This is a genomic window from Streptomyces sp. NPDC002619 (assembly GCF_042889305.1).
Lineage (GTDB): Bacteria > Actinomycetota > Actinomycetes > Streptomycetales > Streptomycetaceae > Streptomyces.
This window is the reverse complement of sequence record NZ_JBIAQV010000002.1, coordinates 338,893-358,948: the sequence shown is the minus strand read 5'-3', so window position 1 is coordinate 358,948 and position 20,056 is coordinate 338,893. Positions and strand designations below refer to the sequence as shown.

Here is a 20,056-nt window from a genome sequence, read left to right as displayed (position 1 = left end):
TCGACTGCGTCACCATCGTGCTCGTCCCCCCAGCTTCCACGACATCCCCTTCCCCGGCGGTCGTAAAAGGCTAGGTGCGAAATGAGCGGCGACACCCGCGTCCGCCTGATGTGCCCGGCCTGCTGCGGTCGAGAGGGTCTGTCCTACGGGCCCGGCTCCTCCAGACGCGGGAAGAGCGCCGGGCCCTTCGTGACACTGGAGCCTGCGGGCAGCCTTCCCCACTCGCCGGCCTCGCCGATCCGCTGGTCGGAGAGGGGGCCGATGGAGGTCTCCGCGCCGAGGGAGGTCCAGAGCTTCTGGGAGGTGTCCGGCATGATCGGGTTCAAGAGTACGGCCACTGCCAGTAGCGATTCCGCCGCCGTGTAGAGGATCGTCGACAGGCGGGCCTTTCCCTCCGGCGAGTCGTCCTTCGCCACCTTCCACGGTTCCTGTTCCGTCAGGTAGCCGTTGACCTGGCGGATGAAGTCGAAGATCGCCAGGATGCCGCCCTGGAAGTCCAGTTCGTCGCCGATGCGGCGGTCCGCCTCCGTCACCGTCGTGGCCAGGGTCGCGTGGAGCGTCTCCTCCGCCGGGCCGGGCGTGGTGGGGGCGGGGAGGACGCCGTCGAAGTAGCGGGCGACCATCGCCGTCACCCGGGAGGCCAGGTTGCCGTAGTCGTTCGCCAGCTCGCTCGTGTAGCGGGCCGTGAAGTCCTCCCAGGAGAAGGAGCCGTCCTGGCCGAAGGCGATCGCGCGCAGGAAGTACCAGCGGTACGCGTCCACGCCGAAGTGGGACGTGAGGTCCCGGGGTCGGATGCCGGTCAGGTTGGACTTCGACATCTTCTCGCCGCCCACCAGCAGCCAGCCGTTGGCGGCGATCCGGCCGGGCAGCGGCAGGCCCTGCGCCATCAGCATCGCGGGCCAGATCACCGCGTGGAAGCGGAGGATGTCCCTGCCGATGATGTGGACGTCGGCCGGGAAGGTGTCCTCGAACTTCTCCGGGTTCTCGTTGTAGCCCACCGCCGTCGCGTAGTTGAGCAGCGCGTCGACCCAGACGTAGATCACGTGCGCGGCGTCCCACGGGACCGGGACGCCCCAGTCGAACGTCGAGCGGGAGATGGAGAGGTCCTGCAGGCCGGCGCGGACGAATTTCACGACCTCGTTGCGCGCCGACTCGGGCTGGATGAAGTCGGGGTGGGCCTCGTAGTGGGCGAGGAGACGGTCGCCGTACTCGCTCAGCTTGAAGAAGTAGTTCTCCTCGCTGAGGATCTCCACCGGCGTGCGGTGGATCGGGCACAGCTTCTGCCCCGCGAACTTGCCCTCCCCGTCGATGAGTTCACCAGGGAGCTTGAACTCCTCGCAGCCCACGCAGTACGGGCCCTCGTAACCGCCCTTGTAGATGTCGCCCTTGTCGTACAGGTCCTGCACGAACTCCTGGACGCGGTCCGTGTGCCGCCGCTGTGTGGTGCGGATGAAGTCGTCGTTCGTGATGTGCAGGTGATCCCACAGCGGCTGCCAGGACTCCGTGACCAGCCGGTCGGCCCACTGCTGTGGGCCGACCCTGTTCGCCTCGGCCGTACGCAGGATCTTCTGGCCGTGTTCGTCGGTGCCGGTGAGGAACCAGACGTGCTCGCCGCGCAGGCGGTGCCAGCGGGCGAGTACGTCCGCGGCGACCGTGGTGTAGGCGTGGCCGAGGTGTGGTGCGTCGTTGACGTAGTAGATGGGGGTGGTGACGTAATACGACGTCACACGCTCAGCCCTCCTCGCCGCCGAACTGCTCCTTGTACGCCGCCAGGTCGTCGTCCGTCAGCTTCGCGAACAGCACCGGCGGGACCGTGAAGGGGGTGCCGACCGGGACCGTGGTCAGGGACCGGGCCTCCTGCTCCGTGACCCAGACCGCCGTGTCGTCGGGCAGGGCGAAGGCCTCGCGCATGGCCGCCGACGTCGACGGGATGAGAGGCTCGGAGACCACCGCGTAGAGGTGGATCAGGTTCATCGCCGTGCGCAGGGTGAGCGCCGCGCCGTCCTTGTCGGTCTTGATCTCCAGCCAAGGGGCCTTCTCCTCGAGGTAGGAGTTGCCCGCCGACCACAGCGCGCGCAGCGCGGCGGCCGCCTTGCGGAACTGGAGGGCCTCCATCTGCCCCTCGTACTCGGCGAGCAGACGCGCGATCTCCTCGCCGAGCCTCGCCTCCGCCTCACCGGGCTCGCCGCCGGCCGGTACCTCCTCGCCGAAGCGCTTCTTCGAGAAGGACAGGACGCGGTTGACGAAGTTGCCGAGGGTGTCGGCCAGGTCCTTGTTGACCGTCGCCGTGAAGTGCTCCCAGGTGAAGGACGAGTCGTCCGACTCGGGGGCGTTGGCGATCAGGAAGTAGCGCCAGTAGTCGGCGGGGAGGATCTCCAGGGCCTGGTCGGTGAAGACACCGCGCTTCTGGGAGGTGGAGAACTTTCCGCCGTAGTACGTCAGCCAGTTGAAGGCCTTGACGTAGTCGACCTTCTTCCACGGCTCGCGCACGCCCAGTTCGGTGGCCGGGAACATCACGGTGTGGAAGGGGACGTTGTCCTTGGCCATGAACTCCGTGTAGCGGACGTCCGTGTCGACGTCGTACCACCACGACTTCCAGTCGCCGCCCGTGGCGTCTGCCCACTCCTTCGTCGCGCCGATGTACTCGATCGGGGCGTCGAACCAGACGTAGAAGACCTTGCCCTCGGCCGCCAGCTCGGGCCAGGTGTCCGCGGGGACCGGGACGCCCCAGTCCAGGTCACGGGTGATGGCACGGTCGTGCAGGCCCTCGGTCAGCCACTTGCGGGCGATGGAGGAGGCGAGCTGCGGCCAGTCCGCCTCGTGCCGGGAGACCCACGCCTCGACCTCGTGCTGGAGTTTGGACTGGAGGAGGAAGAGGTGCCTGGTCTCCCTCACTTCCAGGTCCGTGGAGCCCGAGATCGCGGACCGGGGGTTGATCAGGTCCGTGGGGTCGAGGACGCGGGTGCAGTTCTCGCACTGGTCACCGCGGGCCTTGTCGTAGCCGCAGTACGGGCACGTGCCCTCGACGTAGCGGTCCGGGAGGAAGCGGCCGTCGGCCGGGGAGTACACCTGGCGGATCGCCCGCTCCTCGATGAAGCCGTTCTCGTTGAGGCGGCGGGCGAAGTGCTGGGTGATCTCGACGTTCTCGGCGGAGGAGCTGCGGCCGAAGTAGTCGAACGCGAGTGCGAATCCGTCGTAGACCGCCTTCTGCGCGTCGTGGGCCTGGGCGCAGAATTCGGCGACCGAGAGGCCCGCCTCCTTCGCGGCCAGCTCGGCGGGGGTGCCGTGCTCGTCCGTCGCGCAGATGTACAGGACGTCGTGGCCGCGCTGGCGCAGGTAACGGGAGTACACGTCGGCCGGGAGCATGGACCCCACCATGTTGCCCAGGTGCTTGATCCCGTTGATGTACGGAAGGGCGCTGGTGATGAGGTGTCGAGCCATCGGGGGCTGCTCCCAGGTCGCTGTGTGTACGAACCTTGAAATCGTAGCCGACGTGTGTATGCCGCCCGCCTCTCGTTTTCCTGGGGTGAGAGGCGGGCGGCATGGCCAGGTGTGGGTTTACTGCGGGTTCGCTCGCGGTTACGGCCGCCAGTTCGCCAGTACGCCCTCGTAGAGCTCCGTGTCCGTGAGCTCTCGGGGGGTCGGGCCCGCGTGGAAGAACGACGTGTTCGGGGTCTTCAGCTTGCGCAGGTAGTCGAAGGCCTTGTTGTCGTGCTCGCCGAAGGCGACGAAGGAGAAGAAGACCGAGGGGTTCGTCTTCGCGGCGTCCGTGAGGGACTGGGTCGCGGGGGTCTTGGCGTCGGGGGCGCCGTCCGTCTGGAAGATCACCAGGGCGGGGGTCGCGGGGTCGTGTTCCTTCTGGTGGTGGGTCAGTACGGCTTCCACGGCGGCGTGGTAGCTGGTACGGCCCATGCGGCCCAGGGAGGCGTGGACCTCGTCGATCTTGTTCTCGTGGTCGGTGAGGGTGAGGTCGGTGGTGCCGTCCACCTCTGTGGAGAAGAAGACGACGTGGACCGTGGCCTCGGGGTCCAGGTGGGCGGCCAGGGCGAGGGTCTGCTCGGCGAGGGCCTGGGTCGAGCCGTCCTTGTAGTACGGGCGCATGCTCGCGGAGCGGTCGAGCACGAGGTAGAGCTTTGCTCGGGTGCCGGTGAGGTTGGTTTCGGTGAGGGTGGTGGTGGCGGCGTTGTAGGCGGTGACGAGGCCTTGCGGGAGGTTGGCCGTGTCAAGCGCCTCGGCTCCGCGGGTGGCGGCTGCCGGCTCGGTGGGGGTGTCCGTCGCCTCGGCTCCGCCTTCGGCGGGAGTGTTCCCACCCGCACCACCCGTGCTGCTTTCGTCGTCGAGTGCGGGTGGCCCCTGTGGGGCGGCCTCGCCGTCGGCGGCTTCCGGGTCGACTTCCGTGTCCGCTTCGGCGGCAGTCTCCGGTTCGGCGGCAGCCTGGTCGGACGCCTCCTCCGCCTCTTCTGCCTGCGGCGCGGTGGCTTCGGCTGCGACCGGCTCCGGCTCGGGGGTGACTTCGGTAGTCGGCTCCAGCTCGGCCACGGGCTCGGGAGTCACCTCCGCGACCGGCTCGGGGTCAGGAGTGATCTCCGCGCTCGGCTCGGGTTCCGAAACCGGCTCCGCTTCCGCCACCGGCTCAACCTCGGCGACCGGCTCGGGCTCCGGCTCCACCGGGGTCACCGTCACCGGCTCGGGCTTCGCCAGCGGCTCCGGTTCGGCCTCGGCCACCGGCGCCGGCTCCTCTTCCGCGACCGTCACGGGCTCCGCCTCGGTCAGCGGCTCGCTCTTCGGCTCAGGCTCCGCCGCCTGCTCCGGCTCTTCTTCCACCACCGGCTCGGCCTCGGCGACAGGCTGCAGCTCGGTGACCGGTTCAGCCTCGGCCATCGTCTCTGTCTCGGAGGTCGCCTTGGTCAGCGGCTCGCTCTTCGGCTCAGGCTCCGCCGCCTGCTCCGGCTCTTCTTCCACCACCGGCTCGGCCTCGGCCAGCGGCTCAGCTTCGGCGACAGGCTGCAGTTCGGTGACCGGTTCAGCCTCGGCCATCGTCTCTGTCTCGGAGGTCGCCTTGGTCAGCGGCTCGCTCTTCGGCTCAGGCTCCGCCGCCTGCTCCGACTCGGCCTCGGCCACCGGCTCGGCCTCGGCCACCGGCTCCATCTCGGCCAGCGGCTCAGCTTCGGCGACAGGCTGCAGCTCGGCGACAGGCTTCGGCTCGGTGACCGGTTCAGCCTCGGCCGCCGGCTCCGCCAATGCCTCCGTTCGCTCCCCCGCCTGTCGCGGCACCGTCACGTTGTCGAAGGCCGCTGACACCAGTTCGTGTTCGTCGGGGGACGACTGGCGGGGTTCCGGGAGTTGGGGGGTGTGGTCCTGGGTCGGGAGTCGGTCCGCACCCTCCCGTTCGGCCGTGTTCTGCTTGCGTGAGCGGCCGAATGCGTTCCGCAGGAGAGTGAGAATGCCCATGTGCGCAACCCTTCGCGTGAGTTGATGCCCGTTAATCCCTGGCCAGGACGGACACGTAAGGTTAGCGGCCCCAGGTGGTGATCTTGGGGAGGGGCGAGGTCATTGCCGGTGGGTCAGTGCGGTGAGGCGATCGCTCGCGCCGCCGCGACCTCCTGGCGCAGCGGTTCCAGGACGCTGCCCTCCGGCCCCGTGAGGTCCGTCCGTACCGCGACCAGTGTGTCCGCCTCCCGGACGCCGTCCGACAACTCCCGTAGTTGCAGTGCCACCTGGGTGATCTCGGCCGGTGACGGGGGCGCGGCGCCGTGCCGTACGCGGACCCGGGCCGCCGTCGTCGCGTCGACGATGCGCTCCACGGCCACGACCAGCGGCCACCACGCGGCGGCGCGGCGGCCGGTGGGCGGCGGCTCGGTCAGGGCGCGCTGGAACTCCGTGCGGACGACGGAGAGGTCGCGGTAGAGGCGGCGGCGCATGCGGGCTCGGGCGGACGGGTCGGTTTCGGCTCCGAACGCCGATTCCACGTAGTGCGCCGTGTCCGCGACCGCGTCCGCCAGGCGGTCGCCGACCCGCGTGTGCCAGCTCTCCGGCCACAGGAGATAGCCCGCCACCAGCGCGATCGCGCAGCCCAGGAGCGAGTCCAGCAGGCGCGGCAGCAGGAGTGCCGTGCCCTGGTGGTTGAGGATGTCCGAGAGCAGCAGGATCACCGGGGTGATGGCCGCCGTCTGGTAGCCGTAGCCGCGCGGCGTGAACGCCGGGATCAGCGGCGCCAGGACCAGCATCACCGGTACGTCCCACCAGCCCCGCGGCACCTCGGCGAGCACGGCCGCCGCCAGCACCAGGCCCACCACCGTGCCCAGCGCCCGCAGCAGCGCCCGGGAGAACACCGAGCCGAAGTCGGGCTTGAGGACGAAGGTGATGGTGAGGGCGACCCAGTACGAGCGCGGGACGGGGAGGATCGAGACCAGGAACTGGGCGAGGCCGATGCACAGGGCCAGCCGCAGGCCGTAGCGCCAGGAGTTGGCGGAGAGCGTGACATTCCGGGCGGCGCGGGCGGTGCGGATGCTCAGGGCGGCGGGGCGGCCGAGGCGGTCGTCGATGCCGCGCGGATCGACGTCGGGCGCGGTGACGACGTCGGCGGCGTGCCGCAGTGCGTGGTCGACGGCCCGCGCGGTCTCGGTGGCGGGGGACGGGAGGTCGAGTCGTATCGGGCCTGTGTAGCCCGTCTCCACGGCGTCGGCGAGGTGGAGGGCCGTCTCCGGGACCTGCGGTGGGAGCGGTCTGCCGGCCAGGTGGGCCGCGGGGGCCGCCTCGACCACCGGGGTGATCGCGTTCAACTGGGCCAGCAGGCGGGTCAGTTCGGGGCTGCGGCCGTGGTGGCGGGCGCGTCGGGCGAGGATGAGGTCGTACGACTGGTTCAGGGACTGGGTGACGGCGTGGCGGACCTCGTCGTACTCCTCCGTACGGTCCGTGCCGGACGCGGCGAGCTGGGCGGCCACCGTCCGGTACGTGTCCGCGACGGCCGCCCGTTCGGGCACCCCGGAGCGCAGCGGCCAGGCGAGCAGGGCGAGCAGCAGGACGAGCAGGCCGCCGCCGGTCATCAGCACGGGCGCGAGCCACCAGGGGCCGGGGAGCGGAAGTCCCGCGCCGATCACGGCGTTCAGCAGGAGCAGCAGGCCGGACACGGAGGCCACCGCCCCGATCGTCGAGACCATCCCGGAGACGAGCGCGATGCCGGTGAGCACGGCGACCGCGAGCCAGCCCCGGCCGTACACCAGCGCGCCGAGCGTGACGCCGACGGCGCCGAAGAGCTGAGGGATCGCGATGTTGAGGATCCGCATGCGGTAGGCGTCGGCGGTGTCGCCGATGACGCCGGACAGGGCGCCCATGGAGGCGAGCGCCCCGTACGCCGGTTGTCCGACGGCGAGTCCCACGGCCAGCGGCAGGGCCATGGCGAGCGCGGCGCGGACCATGGCGGGCGCGTTCAGGGGAGCGTTCTGGGGCTGGAGGTTCCGGACCAGCCAGTCGGGAGGGGTGAGGCCGATGGGGAACTCGCGGGACATGCGCCCATTATGACCGGTTCACCGGGGCCGGCTCGGGCTCATTTCCGCTGGTGGAGCGTGAGGTCGACGACGAGCGCGCGATGGTCGGAGGGTGTCACGCGCAGGAAACGGGCGTCGCTCGCGGAGAAGTCCTCGGAGACCAGGACGTGGTCGATCTGGGTGCCGATGACCCCGGCGGTCCGGGCCGGCCAGCTCGGGGTGCGGTCGTGACCGGCGAGGCGGGCGGCGTCGTACAGGCCGGTGTCGAGGATGCGGCGGAAGGCGGCGTGGTCCTGGGAGGCGTTGAAGTCGCCGGCTAGGACGGTCGGGGTGTCCCGGTCCGCGGCGGCGAAGTCCTGTAGTCGGCCGAGTTCGCGGCGCCAGAGGTCGACCTGGCCGGGCAGCGGGGGCATGGGGTGGGCGAGCTGGAGCCGTACGTCGTGTCCGCGCACGTCGGCCACGGCGCCCGGCATGCCCATCGTCCCGGGAACGCCTGCGGTGTCGCGCAGGGGGTAATGGCTGAGGATGACGGACCCCTTCGAACCGTCCTCCCGGACGGCCGCCCGGTGCGGGTAGTCGGCGCCCAACTCCCGCTCCAGCGTGGTCCGGCAGCCGGACTCGCACTCCTCCACGAAGACGACGTCCGGCTTCCACCGCCGGATCTCGGGCACCAGGGCGGTGGTCCCGCGCCCGAACTCCACGTTCGAGGTGAGCACCCGCATCTCGGCCAGCGGCGCGCCGGTCGGCTCACTGCTCCTGCCGTACGGCTCGATGTACCAGGCGATCAGCCCGAGCGCGGCCACGCCCCACACCAGGCCGAACCACCACCGGATGAGCAGCGAGCACAGCAGGGCGACGCCGGTGGGAACGAGGAGCCAGGGCAGGAAGGCGAGCAACTGCGGTACGGGCGTGACCCCGTCGGTACCGGCGACACGGCAGCCGACGACCACGCTGACCCCGATGAGCAGGAGCGAGACGAACACGACGGCGAACGACCGTCCGGCACGCCCGGACCGTGCGTCCCCGGCTCCCCCGTACGGCCCCCACGGCCGAGTCTCCGAACCCCGAACGGGCTGGTAGGTCACGGGAGCGAGGGTACGCCGTCACACTCGGGCGCGGCTGGGAGCGGGCACCTTCGCCTCGGCCGCGCGGCGGCGTGCCAGTCGTCGCAGCCGTACGTACCGGGTCAGGAGGGTGGTCAGCGCCACCGTGAGGCCCAGGCCGATCAGGAGCCAGGCGACGGTGTGGAGGGTCGCGGTGAGGGCGTCGTAGACCGCGCCCGCGGCCGGGCGGGAGACGTCGGCGGGCAGGTCGGCGAGGGTGAGGCGGCGGCCGATGGCGAGGGCGACGCCGAGCAGGGCGCCGCCCAGGGCCGTGCCGAGGGCGGTCGCGGTGACCGCGCGGCGGCGGTGTACGGCGAGGGCGATCCCGGCGACGGCGAAGACGACGGCCGCGACGGGGAGCCAGAATCCGGCGACTTCGAGCACGTGGAATCCCTTCCGGAGGCCGGCCAGCTCGCCGGCCGGGAGCACGGCCAGCGCGGTGTGTTCGACCGGGATGTGGTCGGCGAGCGGTACGTGGTCCTCGGCCAGCTGTTGTTTGACCTGGGCGGTGACGGGGGCGAGGTCGACGGTCACCGGCCCCCCGGCCAGGCCCGCCTCGTCGTGTTCGTCGCGCAGGGCGCGCAGCACGGCGTCGTGCGTGGCGCGGTTGCCCGCGTCCCAGGCCAGCCGGAAGGCCTCGGTCTGGGTGAAGGAGTGCACCGCGTCGTGCACGAAGGGGCCGACGGAGCCCCGTACCGGACGGCCGTCGAACTTGTGGTCGACCTCGCGCATGATTCCGGCGCCGACGGTGTCCGCGACGGCGTTGCGCACGTCCGGGTCGGCGGACAGCGGCGCCATCGTCGTGACGTACCGGCCCGTGTCGGCGAGCCCGTACGACGCCCACGCCGCCAGTGCGCCGAACGGCACGAGGAGGCTGGACAGGGCGATCAGCGCCGCCGACACGGCGCTCCGGAAGCGTGGGGGCACGTTCTCAGGCAACGGCCCCGGAGGGCGTGGCGCGAGCGGTGTGCCTGCATTCGGCGGCACAGGTCGAGCCGAACGGGCGGCGCCATGGCGGGGGGCCTTGACGGAGTCCGGTCCGTCAGGACGTGGGGGGCGACCTCACTCGGACGAGTGACGGGGGTTTACGGGTTCCGGGCAACGGACGTGGAAGCGCGTGGGCCCCGGCAGCCCTGCCGGGGCCCATCTGTGTTGCCAGGGTCAGCGGATGCGGTGGCCCTCGGCGTCCTCGTGCGTGTAGTAGCGGTAGAACAGCACGATGAACACCGCCGCGGCGACCACCAGGGCAAGGCCTGCGGACCCCAGAATGGCCTGGCCGCGGCCGCTCACGCTGTACAGGAAGCCGAACGCGATGCCCGTGAAGGCGGCCCACAGCACCGCGTGAACCTCGCGCCGCAGCCGCGGGGCCAGGGCGATCAGACCCATGCACACGGCCATGAACACGATCGCGGTCACGAAGCCGAACAGCAGGTTCCAGCCGGTGATGAGGCCGCCGTAGCGGGTGTTCGCCGCTGCCCAGTACCCATAGACGAGCCCGGCCACCACGGGTACGGCGACCTTGGCGATCCTGTGGGTGCGCTCGCTGAAGACGTCGGGAAGACGGCCGCCCCGGGTCATGCCGCCGGTCGCCGGTGCCGCTTGAGCCATGAGAGCACTCCTCTCTCTCCTCGCCCCCGCCTTCCAGAGCACACCTGGGCAGGTCGCCCGGCAAGTCGTGGGACACGGGGAACAGCACGGGATCACCGGATGCGGCCGCGGCCCCGCCGTGCTTCGCTGAAGTGCGTGAGCCACGACGACCTGCGGCGGTTGCCGCTGCGGTTCCGGGGGCGGAGCGTCGCGTGGGTGGCGCCGCTGCTGCTGCTCGTCCTGATCACACTGGTGGACCTGAACACCACCGAGCGGTTCCGGATCATCTCCTGGATCGTCCTGGTGCCCGGGATCGCCGCCGCGATCTGCTCGGTGTGGACGACGGCCGCGTTCGCCGTGGTCTCACTGGTCATGTACGTCGTCATGGACAGCGCCTGGCCGAGCGAGTACCAGGCGGGCCTGCCCGACTTCGTCCTCGTCGCGCTCGGCGGCACCCTGGCCACGCTGGCCTGCGCGATCCGGCTGCGCACGGAGCGGCGCATGCTGCACATGCGGGACATCGCCGAGACCACGCGGCGCACCGTGCTGCGTCCGCTGCCGCGGGGCTGGGCCGGACTCGAGAACGCGGCGGTGTACCTCGCGGCGGACGTCGACGCCCGCGTCGGCGGCGACTTCTACGACATCCAGCCCAGCCCGCACGGCATCCGCGTCCTGGTCGGCGACGTGCAGGGCAAGGGGCTGGGCGCGGTGGCGACGGCGGCCTCGCTGCTCGGCACGTTCCGGGAGGCCGCGTTCCACGAGACCGAGCTGGCGACCGTCGCCGCCCGCCTGGAGACCCGGATGGTGCGGCACCGCTTACACACCGCGTACGTGGGCGGCGAGGACGGCGACCGCTTCGCCACCGCCGTCCTGCTCGGCTTCCCCCTGGACCTGCCCGGCGAGGTCGAGGTCGTCAACTTCGGCCACGAGCCCCCGCTGGCGGTCGGCCCGTGCGGCGTGCGGCAACTGCCGCCTGGTGACGGGCTGCCGCTCGGCCTCGGCGACCTCACCGACAGCCTTCCGCCGACGCGCCGAGTGCGGGTGGCCGACGGGGAGACCCTGCTGTTGGTGACCGACGGGGTGACGGAGGCCCGGGACGGGAACGGGGAGTTCTATCCGCTGGAGGAGGACGTGGCCCGCGCGCTCGCCGCGGATCCGCGCACGGCCGAACCCTGGCGGCTGGTGGCCATGGTGCGGGACGGCACACTGAGACACAGCGGCGGCCGGCTCGCCGACGACACCACGGTCTTCGCGGTACGGCGGACACCGGGCGAAGCCCCCGTAGGGGGACGTTTGCCGTCTTGAGATACGGCTGTTCGGCGGCAGTGGTTACGGTGCTGCCGTAGGTGATCGGTTGTGCCGCGCGGTTCTGCCATGGGGAACGACAGCCATCGGGAACGACAGGGGAGGGACGATGCCCGGAACCGTGCTGCTGCTCGCGGCCTCGCCGATGGGCCGGGGGCGCCTGGTGGACGCGGCCTCCGTGCTCCCGGTCCTCGCGGCGGTAGAGCCCGCCGTGCTGTCCGGCACGGACACCGCCAACGTGGTCGAACTCGCCGACCCGCTGGAGCCGCAGGCGGTCCTGACCCGGCTGCGTGCCGCGGCGGCCGCGCCCGGACCACTGACCGTCTTCGTCACCGGTCAGCTCCAGCTCGACCGCCGCCAGCGCCTGCCCCATCTGGCGCTGGCCCGCACGACCGCGGCGACCGTCCGCTACACGGCGCTGCCCTGGCACTGGATCCGCGAGGAACTGCGGCTGCGCCCGGCCGGCTCGACCTCGCTCGTCGTCGACCTGCACGCGGACGCCGAGACCTGGGAGCACCTGCGGGCCCATCCTCTCGACTCCGGCCGCGACAACGCCGTCCACGGCCGCATCGCGCCGCCCCCCGCCCGCCGGACGGTCGCCGTTCCGTCGTACATGAGGACGGTGGCGACGCTGCTGCGCAGCGGACACCGCCCGCCGCTCGAGCAGTTGCACCGGCAGGCACTGGACCGAATCCCGGACGAGGCGGCCATCAACGTCCTCTTGGCCGCGCAGTCGCCGGAAGCCGGTGATCCGCACGCCGCCATCACCGCTGCCGTCCAGGCCGGCCGGCACGGTGACGCGGATGCCCTTGCCGCGCGCTGGGAACAGGCCGCCTTACAGGCCCACGGGCCCGGCTCCAAGGACGCGTTGCACTGGGCCGAGGTCCGCGCCGATCTCGCGATGTTCGCGGGGGACCCGGTGCGCAGCTGCCGTACCTGGCTGGCCGTGGCCGGTGCCCGGCTGGCCGCCGGGCAGACGGCAAACGCACCCGAGGTGGAGGCGGCCGTGGATCGCGCCCACCACCAGTGGGGCTGCATCACCGATACGGCGCGGGCCCGTGAACTCGGGCCCGCGCTCGCGGAGTTGAGGCTCAGGGTGCCGGGGCGGAAGGAAGGCGCGCTGGAGAACGTCCAGCGCCAGCTCCGTCAGCTCCAGACCCAGGGCTGAACCGGAGTCCGGCCGGCCTCAGCTGGTGAAGGTGAAGTACTTCCAGGCGCCGTGCGTCGTCGAGTTGACGGTGTCGCCGGAGCTGCCGTTGATGTACGACGAGCGGACCCGGAAGCGCCAGCCGGTGTCGTGGGTGCCGCCCAGCTGGACCTTGGAGATGCCGGAGGTGCCCAGCGCGAAGTACTCGGAGCCGCCGTCGTACCAGGTGCCGTTGTAGTACACCTCGAGCTGCAGGCGCTGCTTGCGGCCCTTGTAGTACGACATGGTCGTGGTGAACAGCGGGTCCTTGGACTTGTGGAAGTAGTAGTACGTCTGGCCGTACGTGTACTTCGTCTTGTAGTGGCCGCTGACCGCCGTGGACACCTTCACCCGGGCGCCGACCGTGCTGGAGACCGACCGGGGCTGCCAGCGGGCGTCGCCCGCGAACTTCGCCGTGATCTTGGCGTCCCGCTTGAGGTCGAGGGTCACGGACAGGTTGCCGCTGGAGTTGACCGTGCCGGACTTCACCAGGGTGTTGGGCTTGTCCGAGCCGAACGGGTCGGCCCAGATCTCCACCTTGCGGTTCTTGTACGTCGTGCCGAGGTGCGCCGTGAACTTCACATCGGCGCCGTACGAGTACACCTTGCCGTTGTTGTTCAGCGTCAGCGTCGGCTTGGCGCGGGAGACGTCGACGGTGTCGGAGGCCGAGGCGGAGGTGTGGGTGGCGTCGCCCTCGTACGTCACCTTGTACGTGACCTTGCTGCCGGCCGGCGGGGTGTCCGTGAAGGAGAACTTGCCGCCTGTGCCGAGGGACTTGGTGCCGAGGGACTTGCCGTTCGGCGAGTCCAGGTCCGTGCGGGTCACCTTCAGCGGGGTGCCGGCGGGCAGCGCCAGGTCGGCGGTCAGCTTGCCGGTGACGGTGAGGGACTTGGCGCGGGTGGCGGTCGCCGGGGCGTTCACCGTCAGCGTCGGCGCGTACTTGCGGGGCTCGTCGATCGTGTGCAGCCGGGTGGACGTGTCCGAACCCGTCTGCACGAACAGTTTCGTGCCGTCGGCCGACCAGCTCATGGAGTGCCCGCCCCACGGCATCCAGCTGTGGGTCAGGTTGCGGATGCTGGCGGGCTGGTCCGTGCCGCCACTGAAGACGTACGTGTCGCCGAGGTCGTCGGTGTCGAGGACGGTCGCGGCGACCGTGCCGTCCGGCGCGACGCTGACCGTCTCCGGTTCGGAGGCGACGGGGTAGGTGCGCACCTCGGCCAGGTCGGAGAGCCGGTACTCGGTCAGCGCCCGGTTGCCGGGGCCCGCCACCACGACGTTCTGGCCGTCGGGGGTGAGGGCGGCGTCGTTGTAGAAGCCCCCCTTGTCCGCCGACACCCGGATCGCCGGGGTGCCCGAGGAGATGTCGTAGACGATGATCGGGCCGGAGCTGATGCCCGCGTCGAGCGCGAGCAGCGTGCCCGGGTTGTCGGGGTCGGCGTAGACCTCGGGTGGGCTCGCGAAGTCGTGGCCGGCCGCCAGGTCGAGGGTGACCGTCGGCGTCTCGGCGGTCAGGTCGACCACACCGAGCCCGGATTCCCACTGGTCGCCGTAGCCGAACCACACCTTGCCGTCGGCGTAGGCCACGCGGGAGGGGATGGTCTTGTCACCGGTCGGGTACTCGGCGGTCTGCGTCAGCTGCTCGGTGTCGATGGCGACGATCTTGTCGGCGCCGTAGACCGCGGCGTACACCGTGCCGGAGTCCGGGCTCAGATCGAGGTCCCGGACCTGGGGCAGGCCGGTGATCCTGCCGACGACCGTGCCCGTGTAGTCGGTGACGACGATCTGGTTGTTGCTGGTGTCGCTGAGGAAGATCCGCTGGTGGACGCCGTCCACCACCGTGTCCCTGATGTCGGAGACCGGGATGGGCCGGTCGGAGTCGGCGGACGCCGGTACGGCGAGCGCGAGCGAGCCGATGAGGGCCGCCAGGGCAGCCGCGGCGGGAAGGGTGCGCATACGCACGCTGAATCGAACCCCCCGGAACGATTGGAGAACAGGGCGCCACGAGGCGCGGTCGCGATGTGAGTCCCCTGTGCGCCGCGTGTGGCGAGTGGGTGAAGACTAAGTCATGCCACCGACAACAGGGCCAGTGCCCCCGACACCAGCGTCCGTACCCCCGGTGCGACCGTCGAGAGGTCGGGCGCGAAGTGCGGGCTGTGGTTGCTCGGTACGGCCTGGAACTTCTCCATGAGGGCCGTTCCGGGCGCCCGGTCCCACACCTCGGCCGGGGTGGTCGTCACGAACCAGTAGGAATACGGGATCGAGCCCGCCGCCAGCTCCGGGAAGTCCTCGCTGCCCATCGCCGGGCCCGGGTCGAAGACCGTCCCGTCGCCGAAGACCTCGCCGTGCACGGCGGCCACCCGGCGGTCGGTGTCCGCGTCGTTGACCGTCTCCGGGAAGGTGGAGCCGACCGTCACCTCGGGCTCGCGCGGGCAGCCCGCGGCCAGGCACTCGCCGGCGGCGACCCGGCGGATCGCGGCCAGCATCCGCTCCCGCACCGCCTGCGACTGCGTCCGCAGGTTCAGGGAGATGTGCGCCTCGGACGGGATGATGTTGTGCCGGGTGCCCGCCTCGATCCGGCCGACGGTGAGCACGGCGGACTCGCGGGCGGCGATCTCGCGGGAGACGACGGTCTGCAGCCGGGTGACGAGATAGGCGGCCGTCACCACCGGGTCGACGGTCGACTCGGGCCGCGAACCGTGTCCGCCCCGGCCGTGCACGACGATGTCCACGTCCGTCGAGGCGGACATGATCAGTCCCGGCGCGTGCGGGTACATGCCCGCGGGACCCGGCGTCGCGTGCTGCCCGAGCAGGACGTCCGGGCGTGCGAACCGCTCGTACAGCCCGTCCGCGACCATCCGGGCCGCGCCCTGCCCGGTCTCCTCGGCGGGCTGCCCCACCACCAGCAGTGTCCCCGACCAGGTCTCCCGGCCGGCCGCCAGCGCCGTAGCGGCGCCCGCCAGCCAGGTGACGTGCAGATCGTGCCCGCAGGCGTGCATGGCTCCGTCGGTCTCGGAGGTGTACGGCAGCCCGGTCTGCTCCCGCACCGGCAGCGCGTCCATGTCCGCGCGCAGCAGCACGGTCGGCCCGTCCCCGTTGCGCAGCAGCCCCGCGACTCCGGTGCCGCCGATCCCATCGGCCGTCTCGAACCCGGCCGCCGTGAGGTGCTCGGCCAGTTTGGCCGCGGTGCGGTGCTCGCGCAGGGACAGCTCGGGGTGGCGGTGCAGGTCCCGGTAGAAGTCCTCCAGGTCCGGCACCGGCAGGTCGGCGGTGAGGTCCAGCGCGATACGGGCGGCGGCAGAGGTCACGGGGTCAGGGTATGCGCCCGGGCCCGGCAGCGGGGTGCTGCGGAGCGTGCCGGACCACCTGCTCGGCGTGGTGTCCGGCGTCCCGGGTGACCTGCACGGCCGGCGCGCCCTGGGCCGCCCGGGCCGGGACGGCGTTCGCCGCCGTGATCAGCGCGACCACGGTCACCACGGCAGCGGCCAGGCCCCTCGCGTACCGTTCGGTGGGGCGTCCGTGGCGTGCGGATGGACGTCCGAGCACGGCAACCTCGCAACAACAGCGATGTATTAAGCATGCTTAATCTGCCGTTTAACCTAGGGGCTGTCGGAGTGGAACGGCAAGGGGTTCTCGGGCAGTTGGGGGAGCGAGCAGGATGCAAGAGCGCGACGATCCGGAGACCATCGGGCGACGGGTGCAGCAGTTGCGCAGCGAACGCGGGATGACGCAGCGCCAGTTGGCCGAGCCCGCCTACACACCCGCGTACATCTCCACCGTGGAGGCGGGCCGGGTGCGGGCCTCGGAAGACGCACTGCGGCACATCGCCGGTCGGCTGGGTGTCGCTTTCGAGGAACTGTCCATCGGCCGGCCCGCGCACCTCGCCACCGATCTGCGGCTGCGCCTGACCGAGGCCCAGCGCACCCTCGCCACCGGCGACGCCGAGGAGGCGGCCGCGCAGTACGCCGCCCTGCTCGCGGAGGCCGAGACGCACGCCCTGTCCGTCGAACAGGCCACCGCGCTGCTCGGTCTCGGCGAATGCGCCCTGGACACAGGAGAGTTGGTGGAGGCGCGGCAGTACTTCGAGCGTGCCGAGGAGCGGATGGCCGGGGAACCTCTGCCCGTGCGCGTGCGCGCGGTGCGGGGGCGGGCCGTCGCGCACTATCTCGCGGGTGAACTCCGGTACGCCGTCTATCTGTTGGAGTCCACGCTCGACGAGCTGAACCGTGGCGGACTGCACGACCCGGACGCGCTGCTCCTGCTCTACGCGAGCGCGATAGGGCCGTACATGGACATGGGTGCCCACGCACGCGCCGCCCAGGCCGCCGAACTGGCGCTGGCCCTCGCCCCGCAGGCCGGCGACCCCGCGCTGATCGCCCGCATGCACCGCTCCGTCGCCCGCACCCTGCTCGCCGAGGGCAGGGTCGCCGAGGCCGACGCCTCACTGGCCAAGGCCGCCGAGCTCTACCGCCAGCTGCAACTGCGCACCGAACTCGCCAACTGCCACTGGATGCGCGGCTACGTCTATGCCCAGGACGGCGACCTCGAGCGCGCCGAGGCCGAGATGCGCGAGGCCCTCGCCATGCTGTCCGCCACGCGTGCCGCCCTCTACAGCAGCCAGGTCGCGGTGGAGTTGGCCGACGTGCTGCACCGGCGCGGCAAGTCCGAGGAGGCCGCGGAACTGCTTCAGGGCGTCCTCGGCGACCTCCACTCCGAGCGCGGCGCCGTCCACTCGGCCGCCGCGCACCGCCTCCTCGGCATCATCGCCGAGGACGCCCGGGAAACGGAGGCAGCCGAGGAGCACTACGTGCGCGCGCTGAGCCTGCTGGAGCGGGCCGGCGCCGCCGGTGACCTCGCCGACCTGTGCCGTCTGCTCGGCGACCTGCTGCGCCGCACCGGGCGGGTGGAGGCGGCGCTGGACGCGTACCGGACGGGCCTCGGGCACCGTACGGCTCCCGGTACGACCACCCTCGGCCCGGCGCCCGCACAGCCGCCTCTCTGACGGGCCGGCGTCAGGCCTGGACCCGGCCCTGTTCGCGGATCTGGGTGAGGCGCTGGACGCCACGTTCCAGGGCCTGCCGGGTGGCGTCCGAGGGCTCCGTGCCGAGGGCGCCGTTGGTGAGCGCGATCGCGTCGTCGCCCACGCGGACGGCGGCGACGTCCAGGGTGAGCGTGACGGGGTCGTCGTACTGGCTCTGCGGCTGTCCCGTCAGCGTGATCCGCAGACCCTGGCGGGCGCCGCCGACAGGCGGTAGCGCGGCCTCGCTGACCTGCACGTACTGCGGGCCCGCGGCGGTGGTGGCGGCCGTGAACTGCCCGCACCGCTGCGGCAGCGTCCGCAGCCAGGCCAGCGTGCGGTCCGCGTCCGCCGGGGGCAGGCTGGCGACCTGGTAGCGGAGCTGGGCCTGGTCGTCGCCGTCGTCGAGGGCGATCACGGCGTGTGCCGCCGGTGTGCCGCCGAGCAGTTCGTCGGCGTACAGGACGTCCAGCAGGCGCTGGCAGTCGGGCAGGTCCGTCGTCGCCTTCAGCAGCGTGTCCCGCCACGTCGCGGTGCCCTCCGTCGGCGTCCACGGCGAGCCCAGATCCGTGTCGGTGATCAGCGCTGCCTGGGCCTGGGCGGCGGTGAGGGCGGACGCGGCGGCGGAGCGCGGCCCGGTCGACGGCGCGTCGGAGGCCGCGTGGCCCGCGCGGTCCGGCTCCCGGCTCAGACACCCGGAGACGGTGAGCAGCGCGGTGACGGCCAGGGCGGAGGCGAGGAGGCGGGCCGGGCGGAGGGACATGGCGGGCCTCCTGGGAAGTGCCGGTGAAGGATACGGATACGGACAACGGTCACGAACAACGGATACGGACGCGTTTCACTCACGGCACCACCGCCACGGGCCGCCCACCAGCGAGACGCGCCATACGGGTGAGAGACGTACGCGAACGGACCGTGCGGGAGGCGGATCGCCCGGAAAACGGATCGCCCGGAAAACGGACCGTGCGGGAGGCGGATCGCCCGGAAAACGGATCGCCCCCCGTCGGCGCCCCTGTTACCGTCACCCCATGCAGTGCGCCCAGTCGTACGACTTCCTCACGACGACGCCGGAGAACGTCCCGGCGCGCTGACAGCTGACCCAGTCCGAAGCCCCGGGGCGAGTGCCCCGGGGCTTTCGCGTGCGTCGGGGTGTTCGTCTCCTTCACCGGGGCTCCCTCACCGAGGAGACCACCATGTACGACCACCGCCGGCTCGGCCGTGAGCTCGACCTCTTCGACACCGATCCGCTGATGGGCGCGGGCCTGCCGTACTGGCTGCCCGACGGCGCCGTCGTGCGGCACACCCTGGAGGAGTACGTCCGGGACGCGGAGCGTGCGGCCGGGTACCGGCACGTGTACTCGCCCGTGCTCGGCAAACGCGAGCTGTACGAGATCTCGGGCCACTGGGCCCACTACAGCGACGACATGTATCCACCCATGCAGTTGGGGTCGGAGCAGGTCGTCCTGCGGCCCAGCCTCTGCCCCCACCACGCCCTCATCTACCGCTCCCGCTCCCACAGTTACCGCGAACTGCCGCTCAGAATGGCCGAGGTGGGTGCCATGTACCGCTCCGAGCTGTCCGGCGTGCTCGGCGGACTCACCCGGGTGCGGGCCATCCACCTCAACGACGCGCACATCTTCTGCACCCTGGAGCAGGCCGTCGACGAGGCCCGCGGCGCCTTGGAGCTGATCGCGCGCGCCTACGCCGACCTCGGCATCCGCGCGGCCCGGTACCGGCTCTCGCTGCCCGGCGAGGGCGGCAAGTACGTGGCCGACCCGGCGCTGTGGCAGCGGGCCACCGCACTGCTCAAGGAGGTGCTGGCCGAGTCCGGCGTCGTATACGAGGAGGCGGCGGGCGAGGCCGCCTTCTACGGCCCCAAGATCGACGTACAGATCGCGGACGCGGCCGGCCGCGAGGCCACCCTGTCCACCGTGCAGATCGACTTCCACCAGCCCGAGCGCTTCGACCTGCACTACATCGGCGCGGACGGGGCGAAACACCGGCCGGTGATGGTGCACCGCAGCGTCATCGGCAGCGTGGAGCGGGCCGTCGCGCACCTCGTCGAGGAGCACGGCGGCGCCTTCCCCGCCTGGCTCGCGCCCGTGCAACTCGTCGTGCTGCCGGTCGCGGAGGAGCAGTACGAGCGCGCGCGGGCCGTGGTGGACGCGGCTGTGGCCCGGGGCCTGCGGGCCGAACTCGCCGGCCCCGAGCGGGGCAGCCTCGGCGCCCGGATCCGCGCGGCACGCCTCGTGCCGTACCAGGCCGTGATCGGAGCGCGCGAGGCCGAGGGCGAGCTGGTGGCCGTACGTCTGCGGGACGGCCGTAGGCCCGGCGTCCTCCCCGCCGACGTGCTGCTGCACCGGGTCGCGGCCCG

15 protein-coding genes are annotated in these 20,056 nt (G+C 71.7%); 4 read left to right on the top strand and 11 right to left on the bottom strand.

Features of this window, described 5'->3' with window-relative positions; all coding sequences use genetic code 11:
- Positions 1-143: 143 nt before the first annotated feature.
- From metG (ACFYXB_RS05755) to ACFYXB_RS05725, 7 genes are all read right to left on the bottom strand, one after another.
- Complete coding sequence (gene metG, locus ACFYXB_RS05755) at positions 144-1,727, bottom strand: methionine--tRNA ligase (RefSeq protein WP_389578104.1); 1,584 nt, start codon at positions 1,725-1,727, stop codon at positions 144-146.
- Positions 1,728-1,731: 4 nt separating this feature from the next.
- Complete coding sequence (gene metG, locus ACFYXB_RS05750; RefSeq protein ID WP_389578102.1) at positions 1,732-3,441, bottom strand: methionine--tRNA ligase; 1,710 nt, start codon at positions 3,439-3,441, stop codon at positions 1,732-1,734.
- A 138-nt stretch (positions 3,442-3,579) separates the two neighbouring features.
- Positions 3,580-5,451 carry a VWA domain-containing protein gene (locus ACFYXB_RS05745; RefSeq protein ID WP_389578099.1) on the bottom strand — a complete coding sequence of 624 codons (1,872 nt, stop codon included), beginning with the start codon at positions 5,449-5,451 and terminating at the stop codon, positions 3,580-3,582.
- A gap of 113 nt (positions 5,452-5,564) precedes the next feature.
- Positions 5,565-7,508 (bottom strand): FUSC family protein, encoded by a 1,944-nt coding sequence (locus ACFYXB_RS05740; protein ID WP_389578096.1) that lies wholly within the window; start codon positions 7,506-7,508, stop codon positions 5,565-5,567.
- Positions 7,509-7,546: 38 nt separating this feature from the next.
- On the bottom strand, positions 7,547-8,470 hold the full coding sequence (locus ACFYXB_RS05735) for an endonuclease/exonuclease/phosphatase family protein (RefSeq protein ID WP_389578647.1): 924 nt from the start codon (positions 8,468-8,470) through the stop codon (positions 7,547-7,549).
- Positions 8,471-8,590: 120 nt separating this feature from the next.
- The gene (locus ACFYXB_RS05730; protein WP_389578094.1) at positions 8,591-9,517 is read right to left on the bottom strand and encodes a hypothetical protein; all 927 of its coding nucleotides are present in this window, start codon (positions 9,515-9,517) and stop codon (positions 8,591-8,593) included.
- Between the two features lie 234 nt (positions 9,518-9,751).
- Positions 9,752-10,198, bottom strand: coding sequence for a hypothetical protein (locus ACFYXB_RS05725; RefSeq protein WP_389578091.1), 447 nt, complete (start codon positions 10,196-10,198; stop codon positions 9,752-9,754).
- 99 nt (positions 10,199-10,297) lie between these two features.
- Here ACFYXB_RS05725 and ACFYXB_RS05720 point away from each other — a divergent pair, with 99 nt between their 5' ends.
- Both ACFYXB_RS05720 and ACFYXB_RS05715 read left to right on the top strand, forming a co-directional pair.
- Positions 10,298-11,482, top strand: a complete 1,185-nt coding sequence (locus ACFYXB_RS05720) for a PP2C family protein-serine/threonine phosphatase (protein WP_389578088.1) — start codon at positions 10,298-10,300, stop codon at positions 11,480-11,482.
- Between the two features lie 109 nt (positions 11,483-11,591).
- Entirely contained in the window at positions 11,592-12,650 is a 1,059-nt protein-coding gene (locus ACFYXB_RS05715; RefSeq protein ID WP_389578085.1) for a hypothetical protein, read from the top strand.
- Positions 12,651-12,668: 18 nt separating this feature from the next.
- Here ACFYXB_RS05715 and ACFYXB_RS05710 read toward each other — a convergent pair whose 3' ends face one another.
- The 3 genes from ACFYXB_RS05710 to ACFYXB_RS05700 form a co-directional block, all read right to left on the bottom strand.
- Complete coding sequence (locus ACFYXB_RS05710) at positions 12,669-14,627, bottom strand: YncE family protein (protein WP_389578084.1); 1,959 nt, start codon at positions 14,625-14,627, stop codon at positions 12,669-12,671.
- Positions 14,628-14,731: 104 nt separating this feature from the next.
- Positions 14,732-15,973, bottom strand: coding sequence for an amidohydrolase (locus ACFYXB_RS05705; RefSeq protein ID WP_389578081.1), 1,242 nt, complete (start codon positions 15,971-15,973; stop codon positions 14,732-14,734).
- Between the two features lie 4 nt (positions 15,974-15,977).
- Positions 15,978-16,211 (bottom strand): hypothetical protein, encoded by a 234-nt coding sequence (locus tag ACFYXB_RS05700; RefSeq protein WP_389578078.1) that lies wholly within the window; start codon positions 16,209-16,211, stop codon positions 15,978-15,980.
- 112 nt (positions 16,212-16,323) lie between these two features.
- On the opposite strand from ACFYXB_RS05700, the gene ACFYXB_RS05695 reads away from it, so the two are divergent.
- Entirely contained in the window at positions 16,324-17,667 is a 1,344-nt protein-coding gene (locus ACFYXB_RS05695; protein WP_389578075.1) for a tetratricopeptide repeat protein, read from the top strand.
- 10 nt (positions 17,668-17,677) lie between these two features.
- On the opposite strand, the gene ACFYXB_RS05690 is transcribed toward ACFYXB_RS05695, so the two are convergent.
- Positions 17,678-18,445, bottom strand: a complete 768-nt coding sequence (locus tag ACFYXB_RS05690; RefSeq protein ID WP_389578072.1) for a hypothetical protein — start codon at positions 18,443-18,445, stop codon at positions 17,678-17,680.
- A gap of 430 nt (positions 18,446-18,875) precedes the next feature.
- Here ACFYXB_RS05690 and thrS point away from each other — a divergent pair.
- Positions 18,876-20,056, top strand: a 1,181-nt coding sequence (gene thrS / locus ACFYXB_RS05685; protein ID WP_389578069.1) for a threonine--tRNA ligase, incomplete at its 3' end; no start/stop codon positions are given.

Coding starts and splice junctions, on each gene's coding strand:
- metG (WP_389578102.1), bottom strand. CDS start 3,441: ATGGCTCGACACCTCATCACCAGCGCCCTTCCGTACATCAACGGGATC.
- ACFYXB_RS05745 (WP_389578099.1), bottom strand. CDS start 5,451: ATGGGCATTCTCACTCTCCTGCGGAACGCATTCGGCCGCTCACGCAAG.
- ACFYXB_RS05740 (WP_389578096.1), bottom strand. CDS start 7,508: ATGTCCCGCGAGTTCCCCATCGGCCTCACCCCTCCCGACTGGCTGGTC.
- ACFYXB_RS05725 (WP_389578091.1), bottom strand. CDS start 10,198: ATGGCTCAAGCGGCACCGGCGACCGGCGGCATGACCCGGGGCGGCCGT.
- ACFYXB_RS05720 (WP_389578088.1), top strand. CDS start 10,298: ATGCGGCCGCGGCCCCGCCGTGCTTCGCTGAAGTGCGTGAGCCACGAC.
- ACFYXB_RS05715 (WP_389578085.1), top strand. CDS start 11,592: ATGCCCGGAACCGTGCTGCTGCTCGCGGCCTCGCCGATGGGCCGGGGG.
- ACFYXB_RS05695 (WP_389578075.1), top strand. CDS start 16,324: ATGCAAGAGCGCGACGATCCGGAGACCATCGGGCGACGGGTGCAGCAG.
- ACFYXB_RS05690 (WP_389578072.1), bottom strand. CDS start 18,445: ATGTCCCTCCGCCCGGCCCGCCTCCTCGCCTCCGCCCTGGCCGTCACC.